Below are 23,224 nucleotides of genomic sequence, written 5' to 3'. Positions count from 1 at the left end.
ACAGCCGTTTTGCGCTAACGTTATGATCTGGCAGACAACATGGGAGAGAGATCATGTGGCAGGCTATCAGTCATCTTTTAAGTGAGCAGCTGGGAGAAGGCGAAATTGAACTGCGTAACGAACTGCCAGGCGGAGAGATCCACGCCGCGTGGCATTTGCGCTACGCTGGACGCGATCTTTTCGTAAAATGCGATGAGCGGGAATTACTTCCTATCTTTACCGCCGAAGCCGATCAGCTGGAACTGTTATCGCGCAGTAAAACGGTCACGGTTCCGCAGGTCTGGGCCGTGGGAAGCGACAGAGATTACAGTTTTCTGGTGATGGAGTATCTGCCGGCGCGCCCGTTGGATGCCCACAGCGCCTTCATCCTTGGACAGCAAATTGCCCGCCTGCACCAGTGGAGCGATCAGCCGCAGTTTGGCCTCGACTTTGACAACGATCTCTCCACCACGCCACAGCCCAACGCCTGGCAGCGCCGCTGGTCGACGTTCTTTGCCGAGCAGCGCATCGGCTGGCAGCTTGAGCTTGCCGCAGAGAGAGGGCTGGAATTTGGAAATATCGATGCCATCGTCGAACATGTCCAGCAACGGCTCGCTTCGCACCAGCCACAGCCATCATTACTGCACGGTGATTTGTGGTCCGGGAACTGTGCGCTGGGGCCAAACGGCCCTTATATCTTTGACCCCGCCTGCTACTGGGGTGACCGGGAGTGCGATCTCGCCATGCTGCCGCTCCATCCTGAGCAGCCGCCGCAGATCTACGATGGGTATCAGTCCGTCTCCCCGCTCCCGGGCGATTTCCTCGACAGACAGCCGGTTTACCAGCTCTATACCCTGCTCAACCGGGCGATCCTGTTTGGCGGCGAGCATCTGGTTAACGCGCAGCGCGCGCTGGATCGCGTGCTCGCGGCCTGATCTCACAGGGTGGCTAATGTGCCACCCTGCGTTTTCTTACAGGAAGCCGAGCAGCGAGAAGAAGAAATAACCCGCGACAATGATGATCACCGGCAAGACGTAGAGCGGAAATATCTGCAAGAAAATGGTGTGACGCGGAACCACTATCCGCGATTCAATCTGCTCGCGCGTCAGCCCCGAGTCCCCTTTGGCCTGCTCCAGAATCAGCTGGTCCTCCACCCCTTCACGCAAAAAACGCGTCTGACGGCTCATGCGTGCGCCCGAGGCCTGTAGCGCCATCGCAATAAAAATCAGCGCATAGATTACCCAAAACCCAACGTTAAGCTTCTGGTGGAAATCCGGCGTCGGTGAGTTGTACCAGAAAAAGTTCAGGAATGGCGTGTTGAAGCGCATCATCTCAATCATCACATGTGCGAAATCCAGCATAACCGCATTGATGCCCGGCTGCTTTTCGCTGTGATCGAACATGAATTTAAAGATGGAAATCAGCGTTGAAATCACCGCCGGAATGAAAATGACCCACCCGGCAATACGTTTTAAGACAGCGATGCGTCCAGCTTGTTGATACGTCATCAGTTCCCCTTCAAAAAAGACGCGTTATTTGTGCCTAAGTCTACCTGCTGACCGTGATTTTCGCCCGTTCTTTGAAGGCAATATGCTAAATTGCAGACTGGACTTAGCATTTATCGTTTGTCGGACACCTGAGAGAAGGAGACGTAATAATGACGGCACCGCGCCAGATTCTTGCCGCTATTTTTGACATGGATGGACTGCTGATCGATTCCGAACCGCTGTGGGATCGCGCTGAACTGGACGTTATGGCCAGCCTTGGCGTAGATATCTCTCGCCGGAACGAGTTGCCCGACACGCTTGGGCTGCGCATCGATATGGTCGTTGAGCTGTGGTATGCCCACCAGCCGTGGGTTGGCCCTGACCGTAACGAAGTGACCAACCGGATTATCAGTCGCGCGATTTCCCTGGTTGAGGAAAACAAGCCTCTGCTGCCCGGCGTGCGTGAAGCCGTTGCGCTCTGTAAGGCACAAGGCTTAAAAGTGGGGCTGGCGTCTGCCTCACCGCTGCATATGCTGGAAAAAGTGCTGACGATGTTTGAGCTGCGCGACAGCTTCGACGCGCTGGCCTCGGCGGAAAAGCTGCCCTATAGCAAACCCCACCCGCAGGTTTATATGGATTGTGCCGCGAAGCTGGGCCTTGACCCGCTGTCCTGCGTGGCGCTGGAAGATTCGGTCAACGGCATGGTGGCATCGAAAGCGGCGCGTATGCGCTCGATTGTTGTCCCGGCCGAAGAGGGTCAGCACGATCCCCGCTTTGCGCTGGCCGATGTCAAACTGTCATCGCTAACCCAACTTACCCCGCAGCACCTGCGCGGCGAGTAACCCTATTCAGGCAGCCTCGCTGCCTGAAAGCGTATGACCGGTCATGAAAGCGCATGAATAGTGCCCGTTTGTGACAAAGGGTTACACCGTCACCTCTTCCGTACACTGTATAAAAAACCTATACTGTATGAATTGACAGTTTGTTGGGTTTTATCATGACGGCGGAAGGCCACCTGCTTTTTTCAATTGCCTGCGCGGTGTTTTCTAAAAACGCTGAACTTACCCCTGTGCTGGCGCAGGGGGACTGGTGGCATATTGTCCCTTCCGCAGTATTGACCTGCCTGTTGCCGGATATCGATCATCCGAAGTCTTTCCTTGGCCAGCGATTGAAGTGGATATCCAAACCTATTGCCAGGGCCTTTGGTCATCGCGGGTTTACCCACAGTCTGTTGGCTGTTTTTGGCCTGCTGACGCTTTTCTATCTTAAGGTCCCTGATAGCTGGATAGTGCCTGCCGATGCCATTCAGGGCATGGTGTTGGGCTATTTAAGCCATATTCTTGCCGACATGCTCACCCCGGCGGGCGTGCCGCTTCTCTGGCCCTGCCGGTGGCGCTTCCGCCTCCCGATCCTCGCCCCCCAGAAAGGCAACCAGCTTGAGCGCGTGTTGTGCATGGCGCTTTTTGCCTGGGCGGTCTGGATGCCGCAAACGCTGCCCGAAAACAGTGCAGTCCGCTGGTCATCGCAAATGATTAACTCCCTGCAATTCCAGTTTGATCGTTTTATTAATCACCAGATTGAACATTAAACCGACAAAATAATCACATTTGTCATAAACCATTCCATTTGGATATAAGCGCCACATCACACTTCTGCTAACCTTGCGCCAACAGGCTCGGTAAAAACCGACCGGATAATAAATCAGGAGAAAGGGGATGAATTTTCCACTCATCGCGAACATTATTGTGTTCGTTGTATTGCTATTGCTTCTCGCACAGACGCGCCACAAACAGTGGAGCCTGGCGAAGAAAGTACTCGTCGGTCTGGGTATGGGTGTCGTATTTGGTCTGGCATTACACGCCATTTACGGTTCCGATAGCCCGGTAATGAAAGAGTCTATCCAGTGGTTCAACATTGTCGGTAACGGCTATGTGCAGTTGCTGCAGATGATCGTCATGCCGCTGGTGTTTGCCTCTATTCTGAGCGCGGTTGCGCGTCTGCACAACGCCACCCAGCTGGGTAAAATCAGTTTTCTGACCATCGGGACCCTGCTGTTCACTACGCTTATCGCCGCGCTGGTCGGTGTACTGGTGACTAACCTGTTTGGTCTGACCGCCGAAGGTCTGGTACAAGGCTCAGCCGAAACCGCGCGCCTGACGGCAATCCAGACCAACTATGTTGGTAAACTTGCCGATCTGACCGTTCCGCAAATGGTGCTTTCCTTTGTTCCGAAGAACCCGTTTGCTGACCTGACCGGTGCAAGCCCGACGTCCATTATCAGCGTAGTGATCTTCGCTGCGTTCCTGGGCGTAGCGGCACTGAAGCTGTTGAAAGACGATGCGCCGAAAGGTGAACGCGTGCTGGTCGCCATCGATACCCTGCAAAGCTGGGTCATGAAGCTGGTTCGCCTGGTCATGCAGCTGACGCCTTACGGCGTGCTGGCCCTGATGACCAAAGTGGTGGCAGGCTCCAACCTGCAGGACATCATCAAGCTCGGTAGCTTCGTGATTGCCTCTTACCTGGGTCTCGCCATCATGTTTGTGGTGCACGGTATCCTGCTGGGCGTTAACGGCGTGAGCCCGCTGAAATACTTCCGTAAAGTATGGCCGGTGCTGACCTTCGCCTTTACCAGTCGCTCCAGCGCCGCCTCTATTCCGCTGAACGTTGAAGCGCAAACGCGTCGCCTGGGCGTACCAGAATCCATCGCCAGCTTCTCTGCTTCCTTTGGTGCCACCATTGGTCAGAACGGTTGCGCGGGGCTTTACCCGGCGATGCTGGCGGTAATGGTTGCGCCAACCGTGGGGATCAACCCGCTGGATCCGGTCTGGATTGCGACTCTGGTGGGTATTGTCACCATCAGCTCCGCCGGTGTGGCGGGTGTTGGCGGTGGGGCAACCTTCGCTGCGTTGATCGTACTGCCTGCGCTGGGCCTGCCGGTAACGCTGGTTGCACTGCTGATTTCCGTTGAACCGCTGATCGACATGGGTCGTACCGCTCTGAACGTCAGCGGCTCCATGACTGCAGGGACGCTGACCAGCCAGTGGCTGAAGCAGACGGACAAAACTATCCTTGAAAGTGAAGATGACGCCGAGCTGGCGCACCGTTAATCACTGCACAATAAAAAAAACCGCCTGATGGCGGTTTTTTTATGTCTGTTAATCTTCAACCTCTTCTTCCTGGCGGATTTGCACCGCCCAGCGCTGCGCCGACTCGGGGACCGTAAACACGGGGGAGCGGCGGAAGTGTTCACCAATCAGCACAAATGCCACGTACTTCCCACGCAGCTGCCAGACATCGCGAAAGCCCTCAACCTTCAGGGCATGGTCAGGCGGCGCAGGTTCGACGCGGGGTACATAGCTAATAACCTGGCGATTTTGTTGGCGAAGAGGTTTCATAAGCGACGGGTTCACTAATACAGATTCTGAATACAGGAAATTTCTATCATAGCCGATTCTCCCCCCACCCGTCGCGCCTCGGGGGCCGATGATGACAGCTTTCGTTAAGAAAAATGTCCTAAAACGCCTGGTTCGTTAGCCTGTTCATGACATTGTTCTATCCTTAATAGGGTTTTTAGGAACGTATACAGGAGAAGCGTGCAATGTCGAACAATGATAAAACACATCAATCACCCATTCATGGCACTGAAGAATCTCAACCGGGAATGGATTCACTTGCTCCAGCGGACGGATCGCATAAGCCTTCACCGGGCCCTTCCGCACCGGGCGAACAACCTACTGCGCCGGGAAGTTTCAAATCCCCGGGCAACGCAAATGAAAAACTGAATGCTCTCGAGCCTCACCGCAAAGGCGGCGAAGGCCATGCGCTGACAACTAATCAGGGCGTACGTATTGCCGATGACCAGAACTCCCTGCGCGCAGGCTCTCGCGGGCCAACCCTGCTGGAAGATTTTATCCTGCGGGAAAAAATTACCCATTTCGACCACGAGCGCATCCCGGAACGCATCGTTCACGCGCGTGGCTCTGCGGCGCACGGCTATTTCCAGCCCTATAAGAGCCTGAAAGATATCACTAAAGCGGACTTCCTCTCCGATCCCGACAAAAAAACGCCGGTGTTTGTGCGCTTCTCTACCGTCCAGGGCGGCGCAGGCTCTGCCGACACGGTGCGTGATATCCGCGGCTTTGCAACCAAGTTTTACACCGACGAAGGTATTTTCGATCTGGTAGGGAACAATACGCCGATCTTCTTTATTCAGGATGCGCATAAGTTTCCTGACTTTGTCCATGCGGTAAAACCAGAGCCACACTGGGCGATACCGCAGGGACAAAGTGCGCATGACACCTTCTGGGACTATGTTTCCCTGCAGCCAGAAACCTTACACAACGTGATGTGGGCGATGTCCGACCGTGGGATCCCGCGCAGCTATCGCACCATGGAAGGGTTCGGGATCCACACCTTCCGACTGATCAACGCCGAAGGTAAAGCCACGTTTGTGCGATTCCACTGGAAACCGGTCGCCGGTAAAGCGTCGCTGGTGTGGGATGAAGCTCAGAAGTTGACCGGTCGTGACCCGGACTTCCACCGTCGCGAGCTATGGGAATCCATCGAAGCCGGTGATTTCCCGGAATACGAACTGGGGCTACAGTTAATCCCGGAAGTGGACGAGTTCAAGTTTGATTTCGACCTGCTCGACCCGACCAAGCTGATCCCCGAGGAGTTGGTTCCCGTGCAGCTAGTGGGCAAAATGGTGCTCAACCGTAACCCGGATAACTTCTTCGCCGAGAACGAACAGGCCGCGTTCCACCCAGGGCACATCGTCCCCGGCCTGGACTTCACCAACGATCCTCTGCTGCAGGGGCGTTTATTCTCGTATACCGATACGCAAATCAGCCGCCTTGGCGGGCCAAACTTCCACGAAATCCCGATCAACCGCCCGACCTGCCCTTACCACAACTTCCAGCGCGACGGGATGCACCGCCAGGATATCGACACCAACCCGGCCAACTACGAACCTAACTCGATCAACGATAACTGGCCGCGTGAAACGCCGCCGGGGCCGAAGCGCGGCGGGTTTGAGTCTTATCAGGAACGCGTGGACGGGGCAAAAATCCGCGAACGCAGCCCCTCTTTTGGGGAGTATTACGCCCATCCTCGCCTGTTCTGGAACAGCCAGACGCCAATTGAGCAACAGCATATTATCGGCGGCTTCAGCTTCGAACTGAGTAAAGTGGTGCGCACCTACATCCGCGAGCGCGTAGTTGATCAGCTTGCGCATATTGATATCCAGCTTGCCCAGAGCGTTGCTGATAATCTCGGCATTACGCTCACCGACGAACAGCGTCATGCCGCCCCGCCGAAAGACGTCAACGGCATCAAAAAAGATCCGTCCCTGAGCCTCTATGCGGTACCGGGCGGGTCAATTAAGGGCCGCGTCGTGGGGATCCTGCTTAACGACAAAACCCGCGCCAGCGATCTGCTGGCGATCATGACAGCGCTGAAAGCCAAAGGGGTGCACGCCAAGCTGCTCTACTCGCGCATGGGCGAAGTGACGGCTGATGACGGCTCGGTACTGCCGATAGCGGCCACCTTTGCCGGGGCGCCGTCGCTGACGGTGGATGCGGTGATTGTGCCGTGCGGCGAAATCGCCAGCCTGCTTGGCAACGGTGATGCCAACTACTACCTGCTGGAAGCCTACAAGCACCTGAAGCCGATTGCGTTTGCTGGCGACGCACGCCAGTTTAAACCGTTGCTGAAGGTAGCGGATCAGGGCGAAGAAGGGATTGTCGAGGGTGACAGCGTTGACGATGCGTTTATGACCCAGCTGTTCGACCTGCTCGCCGCCCACCGCGTGTGGTCGCGCAGCAGTAAAACTGCGCAGATCCCGGCATAAAAAAAGCCGGGTGGCCGTGCGGGCTGATGCCCTCATCCCAACCCTCTCCCATGGGAGAGGGAGCAAACATAAAAAAAGGCAACGTTCGTTGCCTTTTTACTTTTACCTCGCCACCGGGCTTTTTACTTACAGATCGTTAAACGTCCCTAAACGATACCCGCGCTCGGCAATCGCATACTTCAGCGAGGATGAGGTCAGGATATCCAGCTCTGCCAGCCGCGGCCAGCAGTAGGCACTTTTGCGTACTGTATTATCAACAAAGGCCGGGTGCGCCATAACCTCCAGCGAATGCTCGCCTCGTGCGGCAGACTCATCCAGTACCTTCAGGAACAGTGCTTCGTCGATTTCATCACCGTAAAATGCGCTGCTGAACCCGTCGGTGGTGGACACAGACGGACTGCTCAGGCCGTGAAGCGCCAGTTCAGTGCGATCCACGCGCATCGCCACCCCTCTACGCCGGGCAAACTCCGCGACAATCGGGAGAATCGCCGGGATCATATGCACGTGATGATGGCTGTCGATATGCGTCGGCTCACGGCCAAACACGTCAACAAAGCGGTTAAACTGGCAGTCCAGCTCGCGGGTGATTTCGTCGAGCGGCAACGTCCCCTGCTCGGCCATTTCCCAAATCCATTTGCCCAGTGCGCCGTCGCGCGTCAGGCCCGGCATGGGGGAAAGAGGCATGCCCAGCGTCAACACAAAGTGCATACCGACACCGAGCTCAGGTACGTCCCGGCTGAGCTGCGCCGCGTGCCCGGCCGCTTCACCATTGATCATGGCGGTGGTCGAGGTCACGATGCCCCGACGACAGGCTTCAATGATGCCGTAGTTCTGCCCTTTCGACAGGCCAAAATCATCGGCATTCACAATCAGCAGGTTTTCCATTGCGCCCCCTCTTAACGGTGTTTCAGCTTCTCAACCGTAGCAGCAAAGTTTGGCAGCCATTTCTCATGCGCCAGGATCATCTCACTCGCCAGCTGTTCCGCGTCGCGGTCGGAATGCACCAGTGGGCTAAGGTTCAGCGCCAGGAGCACATCGTTCAGCTCGCCGCTTAACGCAGCGTGGCTCGCCGCCACTTCAAACCCTTTGATGGTGTGGATCAGGCCCATCACTTTGTCATCAAAATGGGTGATGCGTGGGTGCGGTTTTGCGCCGTCGCGGCCCAGGATACAGGTCATCTCAACGGCCCAGTCTGCCGGAATGTTATCGATGTGTCCGTGATGCGGCACGTTCACATAGTGTTCCGCCTGCTTGTCGTTATAGATGGCGTTAATCACTTCACACGCCGCGTCCGAATAGTACGCCCCGCCGCGCTGCTCAAGCTCTTTTGGCTTCACGTTCAGGTTCGGATCTTTATACAAATCAAACAGCTGCTTTTCAACTTTCTGCACAACCTGTGCACGCGCGCCGCCCTTGTAGTATTCACCCATCTCAATCGCCAGCATCTCTTTCTGCTTGAAGTAGTAAAGCAGATAGGAGCACGGCAGCAGATTCAGCGAGCGAATAAGCCCTTCGCTGAACGGCAGGTCAAAGATATTTTTCACCGATGCGGCAGTCAGACGGCCGGAGGCCACGCCGTCGAGCAGCTCGGCAAAGCGTGATTTCCCGTTAACGATCACATCTTTGATGAATACCATGTGGTTCAGGCCGAACAGGTCGATGGACAGCTCGTCGCTGTCGCTCAATGCAAGTACGTCGCGAATAAACATCTTCATGCCAATCGGAATATTACAAACGCCGATAAAACGCTTAAAGCCGGTATGGCGGTACACCGCCTCGGTGACCATGCCCGCCGGGTTAGTAAAGTTGATCACCCAGGCATTCGGGCAGATCTCTTCCACATCTTTGATAATGTCGAAAATCACCGGGATGGTACGCAACCCTTTGAACAGGCCGCCTGCGCCGTTAGTCTCCTGACCGAGGTAGCCGTGGCTGAGCGGGATACGTTCGTCCAGTTCGCGGGCTTTCAGCTGGCCTACGCGCAGCTGGGTCGTCACAAAATCAGCATCTTTAAGCGCCAGACGGCGGTCGAGGGTTTTATGCACGGTGAGCGGAACGCCCGCTTTTTTAACCATACGCTGGCAGAGGTCGAAAATAATATTCAGCTTCTCCTGACCTTCCTCAACGTCCACCAGCCATAATTCGCTCACCGGCAGTTCATGATAACGTTTCAGGAAACCTTCCAGTAATTCCGGGGTATAGCTGCTGCCGCCACCAATGGTTACGACTTTTAATTTCTGTTGCATAAATATCTCCCTTCGCATATCAGGTTAACCGCCTGCAACTTATAGCGTGCTGTTCCCGCTATTTTGGGCAAGCAATCAAGACAGTATTCGTGGCGGATATAACCGCCAAAAGTTAATTCATTACCGTTAAACTCTTTCGGTAACTGTTCGGTGTGAATGAGGTAAATTTCTTAAAGGTCTTAATAAACAGACTGGGACTGCTGTAGCCCGACTCATAGGCAATATCGGTGACAGAGTAGTTCGTAATTTCCAGCTGTTTTTTGGCAAAATTAATGCGGATTTCATTAATTATTTGCACGGGCGTTTTGCGATAATAGCGCTGGGTCGCGCGGGTTAAATATTCCTGCGACTTACCCGATAACGCCACCATATTCTCCAGCGCATTGTCACTGAATTGACATTTATCGTGCATCATTTCAACGGTGCCGCGCAGCCACTGGGGAATATCATCAATCACCTGCTGTTCTTCACGGTGATGACGAAGACGGTTCATCACGTAGAAGGTGACGGTTTCAATAAACTCATCAAATTCGTTATCGCGGAAGTTAAGCGATGCAATCACCGTTTCAATCCAGGTCATGAACTCGTTTTTGACGCGATAGACCTGCGAGGCCACGAAGCAGAACGGCACCAGCGGCAGGTAGTGTTTCTCAAAGAAACGTCTGCTCACCCCGACGTTGAGAATGCGCGTTGCACCGAATTCATAAAAGCTCTGGTGATAGGAGCCCATCGGCAGGAAGACGAAATCACCGCGTTCCAGCAGGACACGCTTGCCGTTGATCTCCTGATAGTAGCGGCCGGTCAGAACAATCGTGAACTCGTAGTAGTCGTGCTGGTGCAGACCGCTCGCGCTCTCCGTCTTGTTGTAAATAACCACATGAAAATTTTTGCCATTAAACAGCTGTTGCTCAAAAGCGGTTTTAATTTCCATCGTGCTGACCTCCTGCTACCTGACTTACTGCATCTTCTCGTGAAGCTCAATCAACTCAGCCACCAGCTCGCGGGCCAGCATGGACGTCATCAGATGGTCCTGAGCATGAACCAGCACCAGGCTCACTTTCATCTTTCCTTCGCCCTGATCGCCTTCGATAAGTTTCGTCTGCACGAGGTGAGCTTCATTCAGCGCGGTGCGCGACTGATCCATCATCGTTTTGGCGGCGGCAAAATCGCCCTGCTTGGCCTGCTTCAGCGCGGCGTAGGCCAGGCTACGGGCCTGTCCTGAGTTGATGATGAGACCCATCACCACTTCTTCCAGATCGTTCTCTGCGGCTTCTTCGGCTACGATACTGTCCAAATCTAACATCTTTTCGCTCCTTGTGGCTGGCGCGGGCTGCCCCGCGCCGTGCAATTTTAGAATTTCAGTGCGAGGGCGATATCCTCTTCGCTCTCTTCTTCGTCGATGACCGTTGCGGCTTTGTTCGCAATCGCCACGAACGGCATGTACAGCAGGGTGGCAATTCCGAGGTTAAATATCGCCAGCAGGAAGGCGGCCACGCTACCGTTGGTATTGAAGAACGCGCCCAGACCGGCCGGCATCGTCCATGGTGCAATGTTGGTCACCGGCGGGATAATGCCAAGGTAGTACGCAATCAGCGTAATCGCCGCCAGCAGAGGCTGAATCAGCACGAAAGGAATGAACATCACCGGGTTCATGATGATTGGCAGACCAAACAGGATCGGCTCGTTAATCTGGAAGATGCCGGAAGGCAGGGCCAGTTTCGCCACCTGACGATGGTCAGCGCGGCGAGACACAATAAAGACCGCGATGATCAGACCCAGCGTCGCCCCGGTACCCCCCAGGAAGATATAGGAGTCCAGCATCGGCTTCGCCCACACATGGAAGGTTTTACCTGCTGCCAGTGCCGCATCAACGGAACCGTACTGCTGGTAAAGCGCAACGTTTTCCAGTGCCCACGGGGTCATGATGCCGCTGTCCAGCGCCGCCAGTGCCAGTGAACCATGCACGCCGAAGAACCACAGCAGGGAGGTGAAAATCACATACGCCCAACCGACCACGCCACCCATCGACGCCAGCGGCGTGGAGATAGAGTCCATGATGATCTGGTGGAAGTTTGTACCCCAGTGAGAAAGCGCCCAGGCAATAATCCCCATAATAGAGAGGATAATAAAACCTGGAATCAACGCGGAAAATGAACGAGAAACAGAGGCCGGTACGCTATCCGGTAAGCGAATAACCCAGTTACGACGGATAATAAAGGTGAACATTTCCGCCACGACCAGGCCGATAATGATACCGGAAATAATATTTGCGCCACCCAGCCAGTTTGCGCCAACGGCATAGGCTTCACCCACGCTGTATGGTGTTACCGTCATAAAGGCGGCAATCGATAATAAACCGGCCGCCAGCGGATCCACTTTACGTTCTTCCGCCAGCGCCATGCCAATAAAGAAAGGGGCCATCAGCGACATAATACCCAACGTACCGTTGTATACGTTGCCGCCGATGGCTTTAAGGCCATTGAGGGTTTCAATAGTGGAAGCGTCTAACCTAATTCCTAATGAATAAAAGAAGGAACCTTCCCCGAAGCTCAGAAAAACGTTGTTAATTAAAACGAACATTGCCCCGGCCAGCGTTAACGGCATTAATTTAATAAAGCCGTTTTTAATGGCATTAACGTGAGGCTGCTTTCCTATTTTAACAGCAAAAGGAAGGAGTACCTTTTCAAGTGAAGCGATGACTTTACTCATAGGAAAATACCCTTAAATGCCGCAACTGACGTTACGGCGTATTGTGTGTGAAATTACTCTTTGACGGGAAAAATAAAAAAATTAATTAGCAGCTTTTTTAATGGCTGCAACAGCAGCTTTCAGTACACCTAACCCATCGATTTTGCCATACAGCGCAGAATCGATAACTTCGACAGGCTTATTCGGTAACAGACGTTGAATTTCAGGCAGCATGTAAGCGATTTGTGGCCCCAGCAACACGACGTCTGCCGTCTGGCCTTTCTCGCCCGCCAGCGTCTCTGGAAACGCTTCGATTACGACGGGAACTTCATACTTTTCGGCCTGCGCGCGCATCTTGGAGACCAGGAGTGAGGTTGACATGCCCGCTGAGCAGAACAGATAGATATGTTTCTTTTCCATAATAATTTCCCTCTTGTATCACTACCCACCGTCGCACTCTCACTCGACTTGCTATCCTAGCTGACGGGCAGATGGCTTACTGTTGTTTATCGTTGAAGTGAGTATACGCAATGGTACAAGGCGGGGATAATTCTGAACAGGCTGAAATTGTCTCTCATTGACCTGGCTTGTTGACTACCTTCACATTTCGGGCAAATAATTCGCGCAAAGAAATAAGATTCACGCGGGCGAAAAAAAACCGGCCTGCTGGCCGGTTCTTTATCATCCTCTGGCAAGCGCGGTTACTGCGCCTTAGGTGCCTGCGGATCGGTGTCGTATTCAGCACAGGTCTGGTAACCTGAGTTCATCACGCGTCCTGCTTCATCCAGCGCGACGAAGTAGGTTTCTGCCTTACCATCACGTTGACCCAGGATGTAGGTCTGGCAGGTACCTTTCGCATGAATCATGGTGACTTCAGAAGATGGCTTACCGGCAATCGCGGCAACCTGGGAACGCGTCATCCCTTTTTTGACATCTTTAACGACTGGCTGTGTGAACTGATCTTTCGTGCGATCGTAAGCTGTACACCCTGCCAGCATAGTCAGTACCGCCGCTGCGCTTAAAATTCCTGCTACGTTCTTGTTCATATTCCGTCCTCTTGTTTATCAGCGTGTTATCTAAGCATGGAATAAAAAACACTATTGTTCAACTTTGCGAGTTACGCCAGGCGAATTTCAGAAAAATCTAATAAAACAATATTAACTCGCGAAATCGGCGTAATTCAGCGCACTCAAAACCGCGAACCTTGTCGTTTTACGCCCAAAGGGTTAGTTTTAACAGATGACCAATTCTGTTCGATTCTGCAAAGGGGGGCGTAATGGCTCTGCAACAAGAGATTATTCAGGCGCTGGGCGCGAAACCTGCGATTGACGCAAACGAAGAGATCCGCCGAAGCGTCGATTTTTTAAAATCGTATCTTAAAACCAATAGCTTCCTGAAATCCCTGGTGCTGGGCATCAGCGGCGGCCAGGACTCCACGCTTGCGGGTAAGCTGAGCCAGATGGCTATCTCTGAGCTGCGTGAAGAGACCGGGGATAACGCGCTGCAGTTCATTGCCGTTCGTCTGCCCTACGGCGTGCAGGCTGATGAGCAGGATTGTCAGGATGCCATCGCCTTCATCCAGCCCGATCGGGTTCTCACGGTGAACATTAAAGGCTCGGTCCTTGCGAGCGAGCAGGCGCTGCGTGAAGCGGGCATTGAGCTGAGTGATTTCGTTCGCGGCAATGAAAAAGCGCGTGAACGAATGAAAGCCCAGTACAGCATTGCGGGAATGACCAGGGGGATTGTGGTCGGCACCGATCACGCCGCAGAAGCCATCACCGGTTTCTTCACCAAATATGGCGATGGCGGCACCGACATCAACCCGCTCTTCCGCCTGAACAAACGCCAGGGCAAGCAACTGCTTGCAGCGCTTGGCTGCCCTGAACACCTTTATAAGAAAGCGCCTACCGCCGATCTGGAAGACGATCGCCCTTCCCTGCCGGATGAAGCCGCGCTGGGCGTCACCTACGACAATATCGACGACTATCTGGAAGGTAAAACGCTGGACGAAGGCACCGCAAAAATTATTGAAGGCTGGTATCTCAAAACCGAGCACAAGCGTCGTCCGCCGATCACGGTGTTTGACGATTTCTGGAAGAAATAACCCGGCGTCGCTACGCCTGCACGGGCCTGTGATCCTTCCAGGCCCGGTCATCGCTCCTTGCCCCCTAGCTCATCCGCCTCTTTTTTAACCACTAAACACCTGCTACACTGTATGCCTGAACAGTATATGGAGCAGTATGTGAGCAGGCGTCAATCAGCCCCGCGCCTTGAATTTGAAGCGGCGGCTATCTATGAATATCCGGAACATCTTCGCCCCTGGCTTGAGGCCCTGCCAAAACAGCCTGGTGTCTATTTTTTCCATGGCGAAAGCGACACCATGCCGCTTTACATCGGCAAAAGCGTCAATATTCGCAGCCGCGTGTTATCCCATTTGCGCACCCCGGACGAGGCGGCGATGCTGCGTCAGTCCCGGCGCATCACCTGGATCCAGACGGCCGGTGAGCTGGGGGCGTTACTGCTGGAAGCCCGGCTGATCAAAGAACAGCAGCCGCTGTTCAACAAACGGTTGCGCCGTAACCGCCAGCTCTGCTCTATCCAGGTCCTGGCCGGTAAACCACAGGTGGTTTACGCGCGTGAAGTCGATTTTTCGCAAGAACCTAATCTCTATGGCCTGTTTGCCAACAAACGCGCGGCGCTGCAAACCGTACAAACGCTGGCGGACGAACTCCAGCTTTGCTATGGCCTGCTGGGCCTGGAGGCCACCACGCGCGGGCGCGCCTGCTTCCGCTCGGCGCTCAAGCGCTGCGCAGGAGCCTGCTGTGGAAAGGAGAGCGTGGAAGCGCACCATGCACGTTTTCTCGACGGGCTGGCCTCGATTCGCGTCAACTGTTGGCCCTGGGAAGGTGCCGTGGCGCTGAAAGAGACCGGGGACGGGATGACCCACTACCACATCATTCATAACTGGCTATGGCTGGGCGCCGTGGATAGCCTGAACGATGCCGTTTCGCTGCTCCGCACGCCCGCCGGGTTCGATCAGGACGGCTACAAAATTCTCTGTAAGCCGTTGTTGACCGGGCAGTACGAGGTCATTTTGCTCAATGACCTGGAAGCCAGGTAATTTCGCTGAACAGCAACGTCCCTTTCGTTTCCAGTAACCGCAGGGTGTGCGAGCCGTTTTCCCAGCTGGCCCCCTGATCGGCCCTCAGCAGTTTTTCACCCAGCTGCCACGCGCCGCTCAGCACGAAGATCACGCCCCCGCGTGAGCCAAAGGTGGTGAAGGTTCTGTCCGCAACGCGAACCTTTGCCCGACACTGCTCCCGACGCGTCATGATGTTGAAGTCCATCGACATCTGCCCGTCGGTGAGCAGCGCCTTTACCGGCAGATCGCCGGCAAAGCTGTAAGGCTGATGGTGCTTAAGGGTATGGCAGAACGCCTTCCCGGCATCCAGCGTCACCTCTCCCCCCTCCAGCAGCGTAATGACCCGGTCAACGCCCGGAAAAGAGGAGAACTCGCCGTTGCTGGCGATGGATGCAATGCTGGCGCGCCAGGAAAAATCACGCGTCGCGGAAGGAAAGCAGCAAATTTCGCGGGTCTCACCGGCCCCATTACGCCAGAGGCTGACCGGCATCTTGCGGATATCAAAGAACTCCATCACCACTCCTGAAAGGCGCTCATACGCCAGCCCAGCGGCATTACGCCCGCTGCAGTCTTGATTGTTATCGTTAGGTACTCCCGGAAACAGTATCGGCAGCAGAGCAGACATGCCTTAGGCGGACGTTGATAAAAAATATAACGCCATGACTCTTTTACATTTTCTCTGGAGCGACAACAGGAGAATACCGCGCTTCTGGCGGCAGGCAAGAGGAGGATGAAAGAAAAAACCGCCGGTCCTGTCCACAGCAATTGTGCTTTGTGGACAGGATCCCGGCGGTCTTAAGTGTGTGAGCCTGTTATTCGGCTGGTGTTGGCATTTTAGCGTCCGGCGCGTGACGTTCTGTCAGACGCTTCTCAAAATTGGCATTAAATTGTTTTTTCTGTTCCGGCGTCAGAATGTTGTAGATCTTATTCTGGGTTTCCATACGGGACAGCATCATGGCTTTATGCTGTTCGGCCATCTTGTCGATTTGCGCTTCAGCTTTCGCTTTATCGAAGCTGTCGCTGGCAATGATGTCATGCATTGCGCGGCGTTCTTCCAGCGGCGGACGCTTCATCTGGTCGCGCTGGCTTTTCATGATGTCGCGAACCTGCTGCTTCTGCGCATCGGTCAGGTTCAGATCTTTAAACATCATATCGTGGTGCATACCCGGCTTGCCTTTATGATGCATCATCATTTTGCCTTCGGTTGGCGCAGCAGCGGTAGTGGTCGCGGTATCTGCGGCGAAGGCCATGCTGGTAGCGCCCAGAGCCAGGGTAGAAGCAACAAACAGTGCAGTGAATTTACGCATAATTTATTTCCTTTCTTTCAGTTATTCTTCGGCGCTATGCCGTGTTGACGAGATTAACTTTACGGGGTTTATCGTCAATTAGTCAGAGCAACGGTAAAACAATGAAAGTGTAAAAAACACTTTATCGCCAATTGTGGAGGAATTAAGGAAAAAGCGTGGAGAGATGAAACAAAAATATTCAACAGAATGATTTTAAAGAGATTATGAAGAAGTATATCGAAGTCGTGATTATTTTGAAAGCAGTTCACCAGGAATAATCTGCAAAATAATGGCAATCACGTGAATCGCTAAGAAAATAATGTTCAGCGCCCCTCTCCGCAAAGAGAGGGGGATACTGTCAGGTCATTTTTTCCAGCATCAGTCCGGCTCTCAGGCCCAATGCAACGGCGGGATTGGGGAATAACACATACTCCGTGCGTTGGCGCACCTCATAACGCTCCTCGCCGTCCTCGGCCAGCAATACTCCCTGGCGAAACGGCGTGAAATTCAGGGTATGCGCTGGCATGTGCAGCCGGAACGCCTCGCTACGCCGGGTGATCTGCTGCACCACCCGATAGCGCTCCACCGGCCCGGGCGCATGTGCCAGCGGCGTGCCGCCGAGCAGCGCCCGCAGCGCCTGATGGGTGGCGGCAAAATGCGTCAGATCGTTGTGACCAAACGGCAACGCTTTTCCCAGCTCCAGCGTGCAGGCCAGCGCGCCAAAACGTTCACAGGTGAAATGGGTGAAGGTGCCGCCCGGCGTCTGATGGAAAACTAACGCCTCAAGGCCAGCATCGCCGAGCCAGGTGAGGAAGGCTTCATCCCACGGCTGGCTGCGCTGCGGCAGTACGCCAAAACGCATGTGCCAGGAGGCGCGGATCGCCGTATGCAGATCCAGATGCCAGCGTTCTTCTCCCTGCGTGGCAAAAAACGCGGCCACAACGCCTTCCAGCCAGGCTGCGCGCGCCGTTTCCCCGCACTCAGTGAACTGCGACCAGCGCTCGCCAAACATGCGGTTGATGTCGCTTGTCAGGTAGCGTTTGTTTTCTGCCAGCGCGGGCGGGTTGCCAAGCACCACCAGCAGACGGTTTTGCAGAGCGATCTCACCGCGAAAGAGCGCGTGCAGCAGCAGGTCGACAATCTCGACCGGCGCGGTTTCATTGCCGTGAATGCCAGCCGAGAGCAAAAGCGAACGTTTGCTGTCGGCATGCGGCATCAGTTCGAGTACGCCTTCCCCGTGCCACTGCCAGTTAAACGACGGGCCTTCTCCCTTCTTCTGCGCGGGTGTTTCCCCGGCCAGCGTCAGCGCCAGTAATGTTTCCATTTCCTCTCCTTTAGCGCTGGAACGGATAAACAGAGCCGAGGCGCAGGATCGTCGTCAGATCGTCCAGCGCCTCGCGACCTTCGCGCAACAGCTGCGGGTCAACCAGATCGGCATGCGTCAGCCGGTCACGGTAGTAACGATCCACCCAGTTGTTGAGCGCTTCAAACAGCGCGTCATTCATCATGACCGCCGGGTTCACGGCCTGCATTTCCGTTGGGGTTAACACCACCCGCAGGCGTAAACAGGCCGGCCCGCCGCCGTTGGCCATGCTTTCGCGCAGGTCAAACACGCGCAGTTCATCGATCGGGTTGTCGGCCTTCACCAGCTGGTTAAGGTAGCGCCACACGCCGTCGTGGTTATGCGACTCCTGCGGCAGCACCAGCATCATGCTGCCGTCGTCACGGCTCAGGAGCTGGCTATTAAAGAGGTACGTTTCGACCGCATCCTTCACGCTCACCGCCTGCGCGGGAACCTGAATCGCCATAAATCCTGGCACTTTCTCGCGCAGCGTGGAGAGCAGTCTGTCCTGATGGGCAAACGCCTCTTCGTGACAAAAGAGTACCTGACGGTTGGATACGGCAATCACGTCGTTGTGGAATACACCCTGGTCAATCACGCGGGGATTCTGCTGGGCAAACAGCACCTGTGAGGGATTCACCTGGTTCAGACGCGCGACCGCCTGGCTCGCTGCCAGCGTCTGTCGCGCAGGGTAGCGCGAAGGCGCTGCATGTCCACCCTCTTCCCGGCCATAGACAAAGAGCTGCAGGCCAGGCTCGCCGTAATCACCGCCCAGACGGTTATGGTTGGCCGCCCCTTCGTCACCGAACATCGCCACCTGCGGCAGCGCCTGATGCACGCTGAAATGGCCATCATGGTTGAAGATGGCGCGCAGCACGCGCTCGGTGGTGTCGGCTTCGGTGGCCCGGTGAAATTTGTTGTTAAGGTTCGCCACCGTAAAATGCACTTTGCCATCCAGCGTATCCGCCGACGGCGCAACGGTAGCCGCATTTGCTACCCACATCGAGGAGGCCGAGCTGGCGGCAGAGAGCAGGTGCGGCGTTTGCGTTCCCGCTTTCTCGACCACCTGCTCGTCGCTGCCGCTGAACCCGAGCTGGCGCAGAACCGTGACGTTCGGTCGCTCCTGCGGCGGGATCACCGCCTGTGGAAACCCGGCGTCCGACAGGGCTTTCATTTTCAGCAAGCCCTGCTTTGCCGCCAGTTTAGGATTCGACACCTGAAAGCGGTGCTTCGTCGAGGCTTCATTCCCAAACGACAGCCCGGCATAGTGGTGCGTCAGCCCCACCAGTCCGTCAAAGTTAACTTCACGCGCTTTCATGGCGGTCTCCCTGAGTGAAGTCCAGCCCTGGATTAAGGGTCTCCGGCAGCGTTAGCGTCGGCGTTTCGAGGCTTGCCATCGGCCACGCGCAGTAATCTGCCGCATACCATGCGCTGGCGCGATGGTTGCCCGATGCCCCGACACCGCCAAACGGCGCGGTGCTGGCGGCCCCGGTGAGCGGTTTGTTCCAGTTGACGATGCCTGCACGCGCCTCTAACAGCAGCTGTTCAAATTTCTCGCGCTGGGGTGAGATCAGCCCGCTCGACAGTCCATAGCGGGTGTTGTTCGCCATCTCAATGGCGTCGTCAAACGCGTCGTAACGCCAGACGCACAGCAGTGGCCCAAAGACCTCTTCGTCCGGCACGCTGCTAACACCGCTCATCTCAATAATGCCCGGCGACAGCAACGACGTCCCCGGCTCGATCAGGCGCGGCTCCAGCAGCGTTTTGCCGCCGCGGGCCTTCTGCTCCTGCCAGGCGTTAAGCACATTTTGTGCCGCCTGCACGGAGATCAGCCCGCCCATAAACGGCTGCGGTTCGGCATCCCAGCGCCCGGGAACCAGACGCGCGGACACCTCTACCAGCCGCGTTAGAAACGCATCGCCCTGCGCCCCGCGTTTCACCAGCAGACGGCGCGCGCAGGTGCAGCGCTGCCCGGCGGTAATAAAGGCGGACTGGATCGTCAGATGTACCGCGGCGTCAATATCATCCGGATCGTCGACGATCAGCGGATTATTGCCGCCCATCTCCAGGGCCAGGATCTTCTCCGGCTGACCGGCGAGCTGGCGATGCAGTTGATAGCCCGTTCCGGCGCTGCCGGTAAACAGCAGGCCGTCAATATCGTTCAGCGCGCTCAGCGCCTGACCGGTTTCACGACCCCCCTGCACCAGGTTAAGCACGCCCGGCGGCAGCCCGGCCTGCTCCCAGAGTTTTACCACCGCTTCGCCGGTTAAGGGCGTTAACTCACTCGGTTTGAAGATAACGGTATTCCCCGCCAGCAGCGCGGGCACGATATGACCGTTCGGCAGATGGCCGGGGAAATTATACGGGCCAAAAACCGCCAGCACGCCGTGCGGACGATGGCGCAGCGTAGCGGCACCGTCGGGCATCCCGGTGTGCTGCTCGCCGGTGCGCGTATGGTAGGCCTTCACCGAGATGCCGATTTTGTTGATCATCGCCGTCACTTCGGTGGCGGCTTCCCAGCGCGGTTTACTGGTTTCGGCGGCAATGATCCGCGTCAGCTCGGCTTTGTTGGCATCCAGCAGCGCGGCAAATTTTTCAACGAGGGACTGGCGTGCCGAAAACGGCTGCTTCGCCCAGGCCGGAAAGGCACGGCGTGCCGCGTGGCACGCCTGTTCCACCTGCGCCGAGCTGGCATCGTTACCCTGCCAGAGCACCTCTTTTCCCACCGGGTTAGTTTTAACGCGCGGTTCGCCTTCGCCCGTGATCCAGTCGCCGTTAATCCATAAAGTCATGCTGTTTTCTCCTCAGGGCAAAGTCGCACCAGGCGAACCTTGTCGCCAGGGTTACATTTCAGGGCATCAAGTTGCGCCGCCGTCAATATCAGGCGCTCGCATTTCGGGTTGGTGCGCACCAGCATGGCGCGGAAATTTTCATCCTGCTCGTTCGAGACCATACAGGCAGGCCATTCGCCGGGTGCGGGCTGGCCTTCGGCCACCGTCACCAGGCGGCTTTTACGGATCGCGCGCACGCGATCGATATCGCATTCCAGCGTCGGCCCGCCGTCAAAGATGTCGACGTAGTTACGATAGCGGAAACCTTCTTTCTCCAGCACCGCGCGGGCAGGCGCGGTTTGCGGATGAACTTCGCCAATCACCGCCTGCGCCTGCGGGCTGAGGAAATGGGTATAAATAGGATGCTTTGGCATCAGCTCGGCGATAAACGCTTTCTGCCCGGTGCCGCAAAGGTAATCCGCCCGGCTGAACTCCATCGAGAAGAAGCGCTCGCCCAGGCTTTCCCAGAACGGCGAGTAGCCTTTCTCGTCGATCACGCCGCGCATCTCGGCGACCACTTTTTCATTGAAGCGGTCGCGAAACGCGGCCATAAACATAAAGCGCGATTTGGACAGCAGATAACCGTTGCCCTCTTTGCGCCACTGCGGATCGAGGAACAGCGTGCACAGCTCGCTGCTACCGGTGTGGTCGTTACAAAGAAACAGCGTCGGCAGCGCGTTATAGACATTCAGCTCTTTTGAGGCGTGAACCATGGTGCCAACGCGGTAGTTGTACCACGGGCCGTTTAGCCCGACGGCCACTTCGATGGCGCAAATCCCGGCCACGGTGCCGGTGTCAGTATCTTCCAGCACGAACACGTAACCCTGTTCGCTTTTTGGCAACGTCCCCTGCCAGGTTTGCAGGGCGCGCTCGATGCGCGCCGACAGCGTAGTTTCATCGGCAGGCAGCGAGGTCAGCCCGCCCCCTGTCTTACCGGCAAGCTGCATGAGCCCGGCGAGATCGCCGTGCTCAACGGGACGGATAACCATCATGATGACACCCCGGATTTCACCTGTTCGCAGGCCAGTGCGAAGCGATCCAGCCCGGTGCGGATCTCCTCTTCGGTCACGATCAGCGCGGGCGCGAATCGCACCACGTTGGCACCGGCAATCAGTACCATCACGCCCAGTTTTGCCGCTTCCTGCGAGATGAGCTTCGCTTTCCCGGCAAACTCAGGCGCGAGTTCGCAGCCAATCAACAGCCCCAGGCCGCGGATCTCTTTAAACAGGCCGGTCTTAGCGTTAATGGCGGTAAGACGTTCTACAAACCAGTCGTGGCGCTGCTTGACGCCGTTCAGCACCTCCGGCGTATTAATGATGTCCAGCACCTGCCCGGCGACGGCTGAGGCGAGCGGGTTACCGCCGTACGTCGTCCCGTGGGTGCCGACGGTCATCACGCTGGCGAATTTATCGGTCGTCAGAATCGCCCCCACCGGGAACCCGCCGCCCAGCGCTTTGGCCGTGGAGAGCACGTCCGGCGTCACGCCGTAGTGCATGTAGGCATACAGCTCGCCGGTGCGGCCAACGCCTGTCTGCACTTCGTCGAAAATCAGCACCGCGTTATGGCGGTCACACAGCTCGCGCAGCCCCTGTAAAAACGCCTGTTGCGCCGGGAGCACACCGCCTTCGCCCTGCATCGGTTCGACAATCACCGCGCAGGTGGAATCGTTAATCAGTTCGCTGGCCGACTGCAAATCGTTATAGCTGGCGTGACGGATGTCCGGCGGCAGCGGCGCGAAATCCTGCGAGTAAGAGGGCTGGCCGCCCGCGCTGACGGTGAACAGCGTGCGTCCGTGGAAAGCATTTTTAAACGCCACGATGCCGCTCTTGTGCGCCCCAAACTTATCGTGGGCGTATTTGCGCGCCAGCTTCAGCGCTGCCTCATTCGCTTCTGCTCCCGAGTTGCAGAAAAACACTTTTTCAGCAAAGGTCGCGTCGATCAGCTTTTTCGCCAGCCGCAGCGCCGGCTCGTTGGTGTAGCCATTGCCGGTATGCCAGAACTTTGCCGCCTGGTCATTCAGCGCCTGGCGCAGCGCCGGGTGAGCATGGCCCAGCGCATTTACCGCAATGCCACCGGCAAAATCGATATACTCTTTGCCCTGCTGATCCCACAGGCGCGAACCTTCCCCACGTACCGGAATAAAAGCCGCCGGAGCGTAAACCGGCATCATCCATTCATTAAAATTTTCACGCGTAATTGACAGAGACATAGCGACCTCATCCGGTAAATAAAAGGTTGTTTAAATGTTAAATAATTGAGTGTTTGCACTGTGAATGTAGATTGCAGAGTTCGTGCCAGCCAGCGATAAAAATGCATAAACGGGTCTGGAGGACACAATATCAAGGAGTTGCGATAGGGAGTTATTCACTGTTAAT

General features: G+C 55.8%; 23 protein-coding genes. 7 read left to right on the top strand and 16 right to left on the bottom strand.

What is annotated here, in order from left to right; all coding sequences use genetic code 11:
- Nucleotides 1-53: 53 nt before the first annotated feature.
- Complete coding sequence (locus QLG21_RS09440; RefSeq protein WP_282484285.1) at nucleotides 54-914, top strand: fructosamine kinase family protein; 861 nt, start codon at nucleotides 54-56, stop codon at nucleotides 912-914.
- A gap of 36 nt (nucleotides 915-950) precedes the next feature.
- Here the strand turns inward: QLG21_RS09440 and QLG21_RS09435 are convergent, their stop codons facing one another.
- Complete coding sequence (locus tag QLG21_RS09435; protein WP_137848427.1) at nucleotides 951-1,487, bottom strand: YniB family protein; 537 nt, start codon at nucleotides 1,485-1,487, stop codon at nucleotides 951-953.
- A gap of 149 nt (nucleotides 1,488-1,636) precedes the next feature.
- On the opposite strand from QLG21_RS09435, the gene hxpB reads away from it, so the two are divergent.
- The 3 genes from hxpB to QLG21_RS09420 all read left to right on the top strand — a co-directional run bounded on the left by hxpB (nucleotide 1,637) and on the right by QLG21_RS09420 (nucleotide 4,573).
- A complete protein-coding gene (hxpB, locus tag QLG21_RS09430) occupies nucleotides 1,637-2,308 on the top strand; it encodes a hexitol phosphatase HxpB (RefSeq protein ID WP_282484284.1) in 672 nt (223 codons plus the stop codon).
- Nucleotides 2,309-2,463: 155 nt separating this feature from the next.
- Nucleotides 2,464-3,054: a metal-dependent hydrolase gene (locus QLG21_RS09425; protein WP_137848885.1), complete on the top strand. Its 591-nt coding sequence runs from the start codon at nucleotides 2,464-2,466 to the stop codon at nucleotides 3,052-3,054.
- 127 nt (nucleotides 3,055-3,181) lie between these two features.
- Nucleotides 3,182-4,573, top strand: coding sequence for an L-cystine transporter (locus QLG21_RS09420; RefSeq protein WP_006174851.1), 1,392 nt, complete (start codon nucleotides 3,182-3,184; stop codon nucleotides 4,571-4,573).
- 48 nt (nucleotides 4,574-4,621) lie between these two features.
- On the opposite strand, the gene cedA is transcribed toward QLG21_RS09420, so the two are convergent.
- On the bottom strand, nucleotides 4,622-4,897 hold the full coding sequence (gene cedA, locus QLG21_RS09415) for a cell division activator CedA (RefSeq protein WP_153681542.1): 276 nt from the start codon (nucleotides 4,895-4,897) through the stop codon (nucleotides 4,622-4,624).
- 167 nt (nucleotides 4,898-5,064) lie between these two features.
- Between cedA and katE the strand changes: the two genes are divergently transcribed.
- The gene (gene katE, locus QLG21_RS09410; RefSeq protein ID WP_282484283.1) at nucleotides 5,065-7,314 is read left to right on the top strand and encodes a catalase HPII; all 2,250 of its coding nucleotides are present in this window, start codon (nucleotides 5,065-5,067) and stop codon (nucleotides 7,312-7,314) included.
- Nucleotides 7,315-7,440: 126 nt separating this feature from the next.
- Here katE and chbG read toward each other — a convergent pair whose 3' ends face one another.
- From chbG to osmE, 7 genes are all read right to left on the bottom strand, one after another.
- Complete coding sequence (gene chbG, locus QLG21_RS09405) at nucleotides 7,441-8,199, bottom strand: chitin disaccharide deacetylase (RefSeq protein WP_282484282.1); 759 nt, start codon at nucleotides 8,197-8,199, stop codon at nucleotides 7,441-7,443.
- 11 nt (nucleotides 8,200-8,210) lie between these two features.
- Nucleotides 8,211-9,560, bottom strand: coding sequence for a 6-phospho-beta-glucosidase (locus QLG21_RS09400; protein WP_282484281.1), 1,350 nt, complete (start codon nucleotides 9,558-9,560; stop codon nucleotides 8,211-8,213).
- A gap of 112 nt (nucleotides 9,561-9,672) precedes the next feature.
- Entirely contained in the window at nucleotides 9,673-10,491 is an 819-nt protein-coding gene (gene chbR, locus QLG21_RS09395) for a transcriptional regulator ChbR (protein WP_006174845.1), read from the bottom strand.
- A 24-nt stretch (nucleotides 10,492-10,515) separates the two neighbouring features.
- Nucleotides 10,516-10,863, bottom strand: coding sequence for a PTS N,N'-diacetylchitobiose transporter subunit IIA (gene chbA, locus QLG21_RS09390; RefSeq protein ID WP_006174844.1), 348 nt, complete (start codon nucleotides 10,861-10,863; stop codon nucleotides 10,516-10,518).
- Nucleotides 10,864-10,910: 47 nt separating this feature from the next.
- On the bottom strand, nucleotides 10,911-12,269 hold the full coding sequence (gene chbC, locus QLG21_RS09385; protein ID WP_282484280.1) for a PTS N,N'-diacetylchitobiose transporter subunit IIC: 1,359 nt from the start codon (nucleotides 12,267-12,269) through the stop codon (nucleotides 10,911-10,913).
- A gap of 81 nt (nucleotides 12,270-12,350) precedes the next feature.
- Entirely contained in the window at nucleotides 12,351-12,668 is a 318-nt protein-coding gene (chbB, locus tag QLG21_RS09380; RefSeq protein WP_032677965.1) for a PTS N,N'-diacetylchitobiose transporter subunit IIB, read from the bottom strand.
- Between the two features lie 281 nt (nucleotides 12,669-12,949).
- A complete protein-coding gene (gene osmE / locus QLG21_RS09375; RefSeq protein WP_006174841.1) occupies nucleotides 12,950-13,294 on the bottom strand; it encodes an osmotically-inducible lipoprotein OsmE in 345 nt (114 codons plus the stop codon).
- Between the two features lie 230 nt (nucleotides 13,295-13,524).
- Between osmE and nadE the strand changes: the two genes are divergently transcribed.
- Both nadE and cho read left to right on the top strand, forming a co-directional pair.
- On the top strand, nucleotides 13,525-14,352 hold the full coding sequence (gene nadE, locus QLG21_RS09370) for an ammonia-dependent NAD(+) synthetase (RefSeq protein ID WP_058609041.1): 828 nt from the start codon (nucleotides 13,525-13,527) through the stop codon (nucleotides 14,350-14,352).
- A gap of 138 nt (nucleotides 14,353-14,490) precedes the next feature.
- Complete coding sequence (cho, locus tag QLG21_RS09365; protein ID WP_282484279.1) at nucleotides 14,491-15,369, top strand: excinuclease Cho; 879 nt, start codon at nucleotides 14,491-14,493, stop codon at nucleotides 15,367-15,369.
- Here the strand turns inward: cho and ves are convergent.
- The 7 genes from ves to QLG21_RS09330 form a co-directional block, all read right to left on the bottom strand.
- On the bottom strand, nucleotides 15,347-15,904 hold the full coding sequence (ves, locus tag QLG21_RS09360) for an environmental stress-induced protein Ves (protein ID WP_042319602.1): 558 nt from the start codon (nucleotides 15,902-15,904) through the stop codon (nucleotides 15,347-15,349). The genes cho and ves overlap by 23 nt on opposite strands.
- 298 nt (nucleotides 15,905-16,202) lie before the next feature.
- Nucleotides 16,203-16,697 carry an ATP-independent periplasmic protein-refolding chaperone Spy gene (gene spy, locus QLG21_RS09355; protein ID WP_006174836.1) on the bottom strand — a complete coding sequence of 165 codons (495 nt, stop codon included), beginning with the start codon at nucleotides 16,695-16,697 and terminating at the stop codon, nucleotides 16,203-16,205.
- A gap of 337 nt (nucleotides 16,698-17,034) precedes the next feature.
- Nucleotides 17,035-18,000: a succinylglutamate desuccinylase gene (astE, locus tag QLG21_RS09350; RefSeq protein ID WP_282484278.1), complete on the bottom strand. Its 966-nt coding sequence runs from the start codon at nucleotides 17,998-18,000 to the stop codon at nucleotides 17,035-17,037.
- A gap of 10 nt (nucleotides 18,001-18,010) precedes the next feature.
- Nucleotides 18,011-19,336, bottom strand: coding sequence for an N-succinylarginine dihydrolase (gene astB, locus QLG21_RS09345; protein ID WP_088207460.1), 1,326 nt, complete (start codon nucleotides 19,334-19,336; stop codon nucleotides 18,011-18,013).
- Entirely contained in the window at nucleotides 19,323-20,810 is a 1,488-nt protein-coding gene (gene astD / locus QLG21_RS09340; RefSeq protein WP_137848419.1) for a succinylglutamate-semialdehyde dehydrogenase, read from the bottom strand. The genes astB and astD overlap by 14 nt, the downstream gene beginning before the upstream one ends.
- The gene (gene astA / locus QLG21_RS09335; protein ID WP_282484277.1) at nucleotides 20,807-21,841 is read right to left on the bottom strand and encodes an arginine N-succinyltransferase; all 1,035 of its coding nucleotides are present in this window, start codon (nucleotides 21,839-21,841) and stop codon (nucleotides 20,807-20,809) included. The genes astD and astA overlap by 4 nt, the downstream gene beginning before the upstream one ends.
- Nucleotides 21,838-23,058, bottom strand: a complete 1,221-nt coding sequence (locus QLG21_RS09330) for an aspartate aminotransferase family protein (RefSeq protein ID WP_006174831.1) — start codon at nucleotides 23,056-23,058, stop codon at nucleotides 21,838-21,840. The genes astA and QLG21_RS09330 overlap by 4 nt, the downstream gene beginning before the upstream one ends.
- Nucleotides 23,059-23,224 lie beyond the last annotated feature (166 nt).

Origin of the sequence: Enterobacter sp. V87_3, assembly GCF_029967835.1 — a bacterium.
GTDB classification, from domain to species: Bacteria; Pseudomonadota; Gammaproteobacteria; order Enterobacterales; family Enterobacteriaceae; genus Enterobacter; species Enterobacter cancerogenus.
The sequence above is the reverse complement of the archived record's forward strand: the minus strand, read 5'-3'. Positions and strand labels throughout refer to the sequence as shown.